9 protein-coding genes, 1 tRNA gene and 1 pseudogene are annotated in these 9,005 nt (G+C 67.7%); 6 read left to right on the forward strand and 5 right to left on the reverse strand.

Annotation, left to right across the window (positions count from 1 at the left end; genetic code table 11):
* Positions 1–362: 362 nt before the first annotated feature.
* On the forward strand, positions 363–2,282 hold the full coding sequence (gene htpG, locus IEZ09_RS45365) for a molecular chaperone HtpG (RefSeq protein ID WP_189260066.1): 1,920 nt from the start codon (positions 363–365) through the stop codon (positions 2,280–2,282).
* Positions 2,283–2,320: 38 nt separating this feature from the next.
* Positions 2,321–2,397 (forward strand) — tRNA-Ile (locus tag IEZ09_RS45370).
* Positions 2,398–3,029: 632 nt separating this feature from the next.
* On the opposite strand, the gene IEZ09_RS45375 is transcribed toward IEZ09_RS45370, so the two are convergent.
* Positions 3,030–3,212, reverse strand: coding sequence for a hypothetical protein (locus tag IEZ09_RS45375; RefSeq protein WP_189260058.1), 183 nt, complete (start codon positions 3,210–3,212; stop codon positions 3,030–3,032).
* 35 nt (positions 3,213–3,247) lie between these two features.
* On the reverse strand, positions 3,248–3,586 hold the full coding sequence (locus IEZ09_RS45380; protein WP_189260059.1) for a hypothetical protein: 339 nt from the start codon (positions 3,584–3,586) through the stop codon (positions 3,248–3,250).
* 81 nt (positions 3,587–3,667) lie between these two features.
* On the opposite strand from IEZ09_RS45380, the gene IEZ09_RS45385 reads away from it, so the two are divergent.
* Positions 3,668–4,312: a phosphate signaling complex PhoU family protein gene (locus IEZ09_RS45385; protein WP_189260060.1), complete on the forward strand. Its 645-nt coding sequence runs from the start codon at positions 3,668–3,670 to the stop codon at positions 4,310–4,312.
* A gap of 81 nt (positions 4,313–4,393) precedes the next feature.
* Here the strand turns inward: IEZ09_RS45385 and IEZ09_RS45390 are convergent, their stop codons facing one another.
* Genes IEZ09_RS45390 through IEZ09_RS45400 form a run of 3 tightly spaced genes read right to left on the reverse strand, consistent with a single transcriptional unit; the run spans position 4,394 to position 5,927 of the window.
* A complete protein-coding gene (locus IEZ09_RS45390) occupies positions 4,394–5,230 on the reverse strand; it encodes a WS/DGAT domain-containing protein (protein WP_189260061.1) in 837 nt (278 codons plus the stop codon).
* Positions 5,203–5,742 carry a wax ester/triacylglycerol synthase domain-containing protein gene (locus IEZ09_RS45395; RefSeq protein ID WP_189260062.1) on the reverse strand — a complete coding sequence of 180 codons (540 nt, stop codon included), beginning with the start codon at positions 5,740–5,742 and terminating at the stop codon, positions 5,203–5,205. Before IEZ09_RS45395 ends, IEZ09_RS45390 begins: the two co-directional genes overlap by 28 nt.
* Entirely contained in the window at positions 5,742–5,927 is a 186-nt protein-coding gene (locus tag IEZ09_RS45400; protein WP_189260063.1) for a hypothetical protein, read from the reverse strand. The genes IEZ09_RS45395 and IEZ09_RS45400 overlap by 1 nt, the downstream gene beginning before the upstream one ends.
* Positions 5,928–6,353: 426 nt before the next feature.
* On the opposite strand from IEZ09_RS45400, the gene istA reads away from it, so the two are divergent.
* The 3 genes and pseudogenes from istA to IEZ09_RS45415 all read left to right on the forward strand — a co-directional run bounded on the left by istA (position 6,354) and on the right by IEZ09_RS45415 (position 8,874).
* A complete protein-coding gene (istA, locus tag IEZ09_RS45405) occupies positions 6,354–7,721 on the forward strand; it encodes an IS21 family transposase (protein ID WP_189260064.1) in 1,368 nt (455 codons plus the stop codon).
* A 32-nt stretch (positions 7,722–7,753) separates the two neighbouring features.
* Positions 7,754–8,392, forward strand: a pseudogene (locus IEZ09_RS45410) (ATP-binding protein); the annotation flags it as partial.
* A 140-nt stretch (positions 8,393–8,532) separates the two neighbouring features.
* Positions 8,533–8,874, forward strand: a complete 342-nt coding sequence (locus IEZ09_RS45415; RefSeq protein WP_189260065.1) for a hypothetical protein — start codon at positions 8,533–8,535, stop codon at positions 8,872–8,874.
* Positions 8,875–9,005: the final 131 nt, after the last annotated feature.

The following is a 9,005-nucleotide window of genomic DNA, read 5'->3' on the forward strand; positions in this document are numbered from 1 at the left end:
ACATGATGACGACCATCTTCCTCAAGAACGGAAGCGGTCTCAAATCCGTGACGGTTCACCGCTGACCGCGGGGTGTCGATGTGGCTTCCGTGCACGGCTCGCGAGTGCGGCCTACCTGCGGACCGCTCATGCGGCGTCGCGATCTTGCGGTTGTGGCGGCTGTGCGTCCATGAAGAACGATCACCGTGTCGATTACAAGCCGTGTCCGCCTGCGTGCCCACGAACTGTGCAGGATCATTGTTCTTGATCCAAGCGGGCGGGCAGGTGCTGTTCGGGAGCCTGCGGTGCAAATTTGGGCAAAGGTCGGTGTGTGGCCGTCGCGTGCGGTGGTGTTCTGGTCAGGCTGTTCCTACGATCGGGGCGTGAGTACCCCGATCGAAACGCTGGAGTTCCAGTCCGAGGCGCGTCAGCTGCTGCAGCTGATGATCCACTCGATCTATTCGAACAAGGACACGTTCCTGCGTGAGCTCATCTCGAACGCGTCGGACGCGCTGGACAAGCTGCGTCTGGAGACCTTTCGCGACAAGGAGCTCGAGGCGGACACCTCCGATCTCCACGTGGCGATCGAGCTGGACGCGCAGGCGCGCACCCTGACCGTGCGTGACAACGGGATCGGGATGACGCGCGATGAGGTGGTCAGCCTGATCGGGACCATCGCGAAGTCCGGTACTGCTGACTTCCTGCGCAAACTCAAGCAGGCGCAGGACGCCGCCGGGTCGCAGGACCTCATCGGGCAGTTCGGTGTCGGGTTCTACGCCAGCTTCATGGTTGCGGACAAGGTCACGCTGGTGACCCGCCGGGCGGGGACGGCGGAAGGGGTCCGCTGGGAGTCCGATGGCGAGGGCACCTACACGATCCAGACTGTCGTCGACGCGCCGCAAGGTACGGCTGTGACCCTGCACCTCAAGCCCGAGGACGCTGAAGACCGGCTCTTCGACTACACCTCTCCGGTGAAGATCCGCGAGATTGTCAAGCGGTACTCGGACTTCATCACCTGGCCGATCCGGATGAGCAAGGGCTCAGCGGCCGACGGTGAAGACGCCGCATCCGAGTCCGAGGTGGATACGGTCAACTCGATGAAGGCGCTGTGGGCGCGGTCGAAGGACGAGGTGACCGATCAGGAGTACCACGAGCTCTACAAGCACGTCAGCCACGACTGGCAGGACCCGCTGGAGACCATCCGCCTGCAGGCCGAGGGCACGTTCGAATACCAGGCACTGCTGTTCTTGCCCTCGCGGGCTCCGATGGACCTGTTCTGGCGGGAACGCAAGCGCGGCGTCCAGCTGTATGTCAAGCGCGTGTTCATCATGGACGACTGCGAATCGCTCGTCCCGGAGTACCTGCGATTCGTCAAGGGCGTGGTCGACGCGCAGGACCTGTCACTGAACGTGTCCCGCGAGATCCTGCAGCAGGACCGCCAGATCCAGCTCATCCGCCGCCGACTGGTGAAGAAGGTGCTCTCGACCGTCAAGTCGATGATGACGACGGATCCGGACAAGTACGCGACCTTCTGGACCGAGTTCGGGCGCGCGGTCAAGGAAGGCCTGCTCGACGATGTCGAGAACCGCGACGCCATCCTCGACATCTCGTCGTTCGCGTCGACCCACGATGCCGAGAAGCCGACGACCTTGCGTCAGTACGTCGAGCGGATGAAGGACGGCCAGGAGTACATCTACTACCTGACCGGTGAGTCCCGATCGGCTGTGGAGAAGTCGCCGCACATGGAGGCGTTGCGGGCCAGGGGTGTCGAGGTGCTCGTGCTCACCGACCCGATCGACGAGATGTGGGTGGACGCGGTTGCCGGCTTCGACGGCACGCAGTTCCAGTCGATCGCTAAAGGGCAGGTCGACCTCGACACTGACGAGGAGAACGAGACCGCGAAGGCAGAGCGTGAGCAACGGCAGCAGGACTTCGCCGGATTGCTCTCCTGGCTGACGGAAACCTTGGGTGACACGGTGAAGGAGGCCCGGCTGTCGTCGCGCCTGACGACATCGGCCGCCTGCATCGTCGGGGACACGCACGACATGACCCCGACGCTGGAGAAGATGTATCGGGCGATGGGGCAGGACCTGCCACCGGTCAAGCGCATTCTCGAACTCAACCCGGACCACGCACTGATCATCAGGCTGCGTGAGGCGCACACCGCGCGTCCTCACGACGACGGGCTCGCTCAGACGGCCGAACTGCTCTACGGCATGGCCCTTCTCTCGGAGGGCGGCGAACTGGCCGACCCCGCACGCTTCACCACAATTCTCGCCAGCCAACTCGAGAAAACGTTGTGAAAAATCCGCGTCCGGCGCCTCAAGGCCGGGCGGGACTAGGGCCGGTAGCTCAGTTGGTCAGAGCAGGGGACTCATAATCCCTAGGCCGTCGGTTCAAGCCCGACCCGGCCCACCAGACGCCACTTCCGAACACCGCATGCACGTACCGAACCTTCGTGCCTGGACAGGCTGGGTGCGACGTCAGGCGTGGTCCAGACCTCAGTGTGCGTGCTGGGCTGGTCACGGGGGTGTGGGTGCTGGGCGGTGTCCGTTGGTGAGGTAGAGCTGCCGGTGGCAGCGGAGCAGGCCGTCGCGGACGTGTGTGGTGTGGAATTCGCGTACCCACGATCCGGTACCCGGTACCGGGCGCAGAGCGCGGCGCGGGGCGGCAGTGCCAGGCCGGGTGGGGCGTGGGTGATCGCGTCGGTCAGGAGTTGTCCGATGGTGGTGAGGTAGGTGGGCAGGGCGGCGGTGCGGTGCCGGGGTGGCAGGTAGGGCGGCCGTGGGAGGGTGAGTTCGATGGGCTGGACGAGCCGTCGCCATTCGGCGCGGGACATGATGGTGGTGTGCCAGAGGCCGCTGTCGCTGTCGCACCGGTAGATGCCGCCCGACGCGGAGGCGAGGGCGGGCGCGGCGCGGTGTGCGCCTGGGTCAGCGCGTGTTCGCGCGAGTGAGATGTGGGCCTGGTGCTGGTCGGGCCAGCCGTGCAGGCCGCATGTGGGGCAGGGCGTCCATCTCGGTGCGGAGTCGCAGGGCCCGGCCTGCATCTCACCGGTCCGCGGTGGTAGTGGCATCGCGGTCGTCGGGGTCGGCGGTGGGATCGCCGAGGAGCTGGGCGAGTTCGCGGTAGATCGGCGGCGGGTCCTTGTGCAGGGTGCCGGTGATCCCCACCAGGATGTCCGGTGCCGCAACGTCGTTGGCGGCGACAGAGGTGTTGCGGTTGCGTGCCATCGTGACCTGCCCTGCCGGTGCTCCAGTGTGGACATTCATGGTGAGTGTGCCGCGCCAGGCCGGTCAATGCCTCCGTTAGGTTGATCGGGTGCGGTGTCCTGGTCGGCGTGGTCGAGTGCGGTGACGATGGCGCGGGCGGCGTCCTGGTAGGTGCGCCAGTGCAGCGCGAAGTCGGTGCGGGGCCACCAGTCGTGTATCGCGTTGGCGGCGGCGGTGAGCCGGCGCTGCGGCGGATGCCCCTCGTGCAAGGCGTCGACGAGTGTGGCTGCGGCTTTGTGGATCATGTCGTCGGTGCGGCCGGGTTGCGCCGGAAGGGACTGGGCCAGCATCGCTGCCGCGATGGAGATCCGCTCGATACGCCGCGGCACCGTCATGGGCCCATCGTCGCATCTGATACATCCGTCTGGGTGGCGTTGCACTAGCGGATGGCCACGTCGGAGCTAGGCTGATCGGCTATGCGGGAGCGGTTTCATGCTCGGCTGGACAGGCTGACTGACCAGGTCGCGGGGATGTGCGCCCTGGGTGTCGGCCAGTTGCGGTCGGCCACGGATGCGTTGGTGCGGGCGGACTTGGCGCTCGCCAAGCAGGTGGTGGTGGCCGACCGGGAGCTGGATGCGGCGCGGGAGGAGTGTGAGCACGACGCACAGGCGCTGCTGGCGTTGCAGGCGCCGGTCGCTCATGACCTGCGGGCCGTACTGGCGGTGGTGTACTGCGCGGACCGGCTGGAACGCATGGGCGACCTGGCACGGCATGTGGCGGAGTCGGCCTGCCGGGCCTATCCGCATCCGGCCGCGCCGGTGACGCTGGCGCCGCTGTTCGTCGAGCTGGGCCGGTTGACGGTGGCGATGGCCGAGCAGCTGCAAGCCATGATCACAGAGCCTGGCGGGTTGTCGTTTGAGCTGCTGCGGGCCGCGGACGCACAGGTTGATCGGTTGCATCGGGGGTTGATGGCACGGATCGGCCAGCCGGAATGGACCTATGGGGTCGCGGCGGCGGTGGAGGTCGCGCTGCTGGCGCGGTTCTACGAGCGGTTCGGTGATCACGTGGTCGCGGTCGCGCGCCGGCTGGACTTCGTCCGCACCGGCGAGATCGCCCGCTGAGCTCCAGCAGCGATGCGGTGGTGCTCCGTGGGGCGGGCAGGTTTCGTTGTTCTCACCCCACGGGTCTGCTCAGCCATCAGGTCACGAGGTTGTCGCATGCAAGAGTTCGGTCAGGCCGCTGTGCAGTGCTTCGGTGAGTTTGTCGACGCCGTCGAGTGCGTGGGGGTCGGTGGTGAGGGTGATGTGGACGTGCCGGGGGTCGTGGGTGAACGCGACGGCGAGCGCGTATCCGGGCGCCAGCGGCGCCAGCGGGTAGATCTCGCTCACCGGCGTACCACCGAGGCCCGGGAGACGGGCAGGAAGCCGGACAGCGGTGGCGACCAGGTCGAACAGCCTGTTCACCTGCGCTGCGAGCAGCGGTGTGACCACGTGGTGGACGGCGTGCGGGAACAGCCCGGCCACGACGGGGAAGGCCCCAGGGCCTCGATGAGGGCCAGCCGCCTTGTTGCGATCCATTTCCGTGCGAACCAGGCGCAGCCGGTGTAGCGGGTCGGGTTCGGCGACGGGGAGCGTACACAGGTACCCGGACAGCCGGTTCCCGGTGTTCGCGTCGCGGGCGCGGGTGTGCTGGGCGACGGGCACCAGGGCCCGGATGTTGCGGTGGGCGGACTGGCCGTGGCTGTCGAGCCAGGTGTGTAGCGCTCCGGCGAGAAGGGTGAGCAGGACGTCGTGGGTGGTGCCGCCGTGCCGGCGGCGGATCGCGGTGACGTCGGCGGTGCGCAGCCGGACCATCTCCAATCGCCGGGCTGGTGGCCTCGTCGTGTTGGTGGGCGCGGACAGGGCGGTGGGACCGGACAGGATCCGCAGGTGTGCGCCGATGTCGGCGGAGATCTGGGCAGCGGTGCGTACCGTCGTCAGGAGCGTGGGCAGGGTGTCCGCGAACTGGCCGATCAGGTCGGCCAGCCCCGGCACGGCCACCGGGTCCGCTGCGTCGTCGGCGGGGGTGCCGCAGCCGCCGGATGCGGGACGGCGTCGTGGCTGGAGGGGTCGAGCAGGGCCGCTCCGAGGCGTAGTGCACCGCGGCCGTCGCACAAGGCGTGGTGGAGTTTGACCAGCAGCACGATCCGGCCTTCGTCGAGGCCCTCAATGAGATGCAGTTCCCACAAGGGCGCGGAAAGGCTGAGGGGCTCGCTCATCAACTGGCTGGTCAGCGCGGACAGCTCAGCCCAGTCGCCGAGCACGAGGCGGTGGGTATGGATGTTGCGGCGGGCATCGAACCCAGGTGTCTCGGTCCAGGCCATAGCGCCGGGCGGGATCAGCTGGGCCTCGGGGCGCTGCCGCAGGCGCGGCACAGCTCCGGCGCGGTCGGCGAGCAGGTCCGCGAGGCTGGCTGGGGTGCTGTCGAGGATTGCCAGGGCGCCCAGGTGCATCGGCGCTAGCCGCTCGAGGGCCAGGAACGCGGTGTCCAGCGGACTGAGCAGCTCGGCCATCACGTCGTCCTGCCCGTGATGAGGACGATGGTGACGCGGTGCCCGAGGAACACCCCGGCTCCGGCCACCGCGCGGACCACCACCGCGGCTCCGGCCGCGGTGCGATAACTGCGAGTGCGAGCCCACAGGCTGCCGGGATGGTTGCGCAGCAAAGCCTCCAGCGCTGTGCGCGGTGACAGTGACACGGTTCTTGGTCTGATGATCAGTGCATGCACAAGCGAGCACTGTGCTCGACGCAGGGACGTTTCGCCTGTAGTGCCATCTGATCGGGGACACCATGTCCCCCGCTTGAGCGGCGAGCTGCAAGGCCAGACCTGGACCCCAGCGGTGCTCGCAAATCGACACTGCACTGTTAGGAACATGCGCCAGCGAACCATGGATGACGTGCGGTGTGCGGCGACCATGGACATGGGTCTCCGCACACCGCACGCGGGAGGGACTGCGCAGGTGATCTTAATGATCAGCTGATGGCGCTAACTGATTCTCCTCAGCCCTGCTAGATCAACTTCCCCAGATAGTTGTCCGTTCCAGCGTGTCGTTTGCGCTGGTCAATGCCCCTCCAGGTGAGGGTTCGCGGTGGTGGTCACCGTGGACCGTTGCGGGAGGGGCGGATGCTGTCTTGGGAGGAAGACGTGCAGGCGCATGCGTTGCGTCAGCAAGGCTGGTCGATCTCGGCGATCGCCCGGCACCTGGGCGTGGACCGCAAGACGGTGCGCGCGTATCTGTCCGGCGAGCGGGAACCGGGGCGTCGTCAGCGCACGCAGCCGACGCTGATCGATCCGTTCCTCGAGTACTGCCGGGTCCGGTTGGCCGACGACCCGCACCTGTGGGCGTCGACGCTGTTCGATGAGCTGGTCGAGCTCGGGTTCACCGGGTCGTATCCGTCGCTGACCGCGGCGATCCGCGCGCACAAGCTGCGCCCGCATTGCGAGCCCTGCCAGGTTTCTCGCGGTCGCGACGTGGCGATCATCGAGCATCCGCCTGGCGAGGAGACGCAGTGGGACTGGCTCGAACTGCCTGATCCGCCGGCCACGTGGGGTGTCGGCCGCCACGCACATCTGCTGGTCGGCGCGCTGGCACATTCCGGCCGCTGGCGCGGTGTCCTGGCCGATGCGGAGGACTTCCCGCACCTGATCGAGGCCATGGACGCGGTGGTGCGCCGGCTCGGCGGGGTCACCGAGGTCTGGCGGTTTGACCGGATGGCCACGGTCTGTTTCCCCTCCTCGGGCCGGATCACACCGGCATTCGCCCAGGCCGCGAAACACTACGGCGTCCAGTCTGTTACCTGTCCGCCTCGGCGCGGCAACCGCAAAGGCGTGGTGGAGAAGGCCAATCACTCCGCCGCGCAGCGCTGGTGGCGCACTCTGGGTGATGACGTCACCATCGCCGAGGCGCAGGCGGGGCTGGACCGGCTCGCCGCCACTATGGACGGACGACGCCGGGTCCGCGACGGTCAACGCACCACCGTCGAAGCGCTCGCCGCGGCCGAGTATCTGCATCCGGCACCGCTGGTCGCGTTTCCTGCCGAGTTCGACGTCACCCGTGTCGTCACTGCGCAGGCTCTGATCTCCTTTCGCGGCAACCAATATTCGGTCCCGCCCGGCTTGGGCGGCGCCCAGGCTCAGGTCCGGCACCGGCTGGGCGCAGACGAGCTGCGCATCGTCACCACCCGCGGAGCGGTGGTCGCGGCTCACCGCCGCGCTCCCGACGGCGCCGGGCGGGTGGTCCGCGACGACGGGCACGTGATCGCACTCGAGCGAGCCGCGCTGAACGCGTTTTCCACCAGCAAACCCTGTGCACACAAGACTCGCCGTCCGCCTTCAGCGGCGGCGCTGGCCGAGGCAGCGAAGCTGCGCGGCCTGCCCGCGACGGGGCCCGCGGCCCACGTCGTGATCGATCTGTCCGCCTACGCCGCCACCGCAGCCCGACTGGACAGAGCACCCACCTTTGAATCCCAGCCAGAGTCCGAGGAGGACTGAAACCGTTGTCTGCCAACAGATCAGGGCCACAGATGAGTGAGGCCCGCCGCTACCAGCAACTCCGCGCGCACTTCTCCTACCTCAAACTCGACAACGCCGCCGAGGCCCTGCCGAGGATCCTCGACGCCGCCCGCGCCGAGAACCTCTCACTCACCGCCGCGCTCGAGCGGCTGCTCGAGATCGAGGTCACCGCCACCGAGGAACGCCGTCTAGCCGGCCGGTTGCGGTTCGCCTGCCTCCCGGATCCCTGGACGCTCGCGGACTTCGACTTCGCCGCGCAACCCGGCGTCGACGAGAAGCTCATCCGCGACCTGGCCACCATGCGGTTCCTCGACGACGCCTCCAACGTCCTGCTCGTCGGCCCGCCCGGAGTCGGCAAGACAATGCTCGCTACCGCCCTCGCCCGCGGCGCCGCCGAGGCCGGCAACCGGGTCTACTTCACCACCGCCGCCGACCTCGCCGCGCGGTGTCACAAGGCCGCGGTCGAGGGCCGCTGGGCGACCTGCATGCGGTTCTTCGCCGGACCCAAGCTGCTCGTGATCGACGAACTGGGCTATCTGCCGCTGCCCGGCGACGGCGCCTCGTCCCTGTTCCAAGTGATCAACCAGCGTTACCTGAAGAGCAGCACGATCCTCACCACGAACGTCGGAATCGCTGACTGGGCAACAGCTTTCGGTGATGCCACCGTCGCTGCCGCGATGCTCGATCGGCTCCTGCACCGCGCCACCGTCGGTCGGCATCGACGGCCCCTCCTACAGGCTGCGCTCACATCAGTCCACATCGGACAAGCTACGCAAGGCGGTAAACTCACATGCAGGCTGACACGAACACCACCACGATCTCGAAGACCTGTCCGATCTGCTGGGAAACCTTCACCGCGACCGGACGCCAAGCACGTCACAAGACCTACTGCTCACCGACCTGCAAGCGGACCGCCGCGGCCCGGCGCGAGGTCGAGCGCACCGCCCAGACACAGCACCCATCAACCCCGGCCACGGCGCCACCGGCACCGCTGCCGCAGACCGTCGCCCAACGCGACTGCCCGCACTGCGGCGGACCCGTCACCATCGTCGCCCTGCTCACCACGCCCGAGGCGGCACGACCACAGATGCCCATCGCCGCACCCGACGGAGTCATTCCACTCCGCCGCTGACACGGCTAACATCCAACAACCACCTGGGGAAGTTGATCTATCGCCTCTGGGGAGAATCGGCTAGCGCCATCACAGCTACCGGTCACGGTGGGTCAGCGGGTGGCGGATGGCCTGTTCGTGCTCTCGATGCC

It is taken from the genome of Lentzea flava (assembly GCF_014648475.1).
Classification (GTDB): Bacteria; Actinomycetota; Actinomycetes; order Mycobacteriales; family Pseudonocardiaceae; genus Lentzea; species Lentzea flava.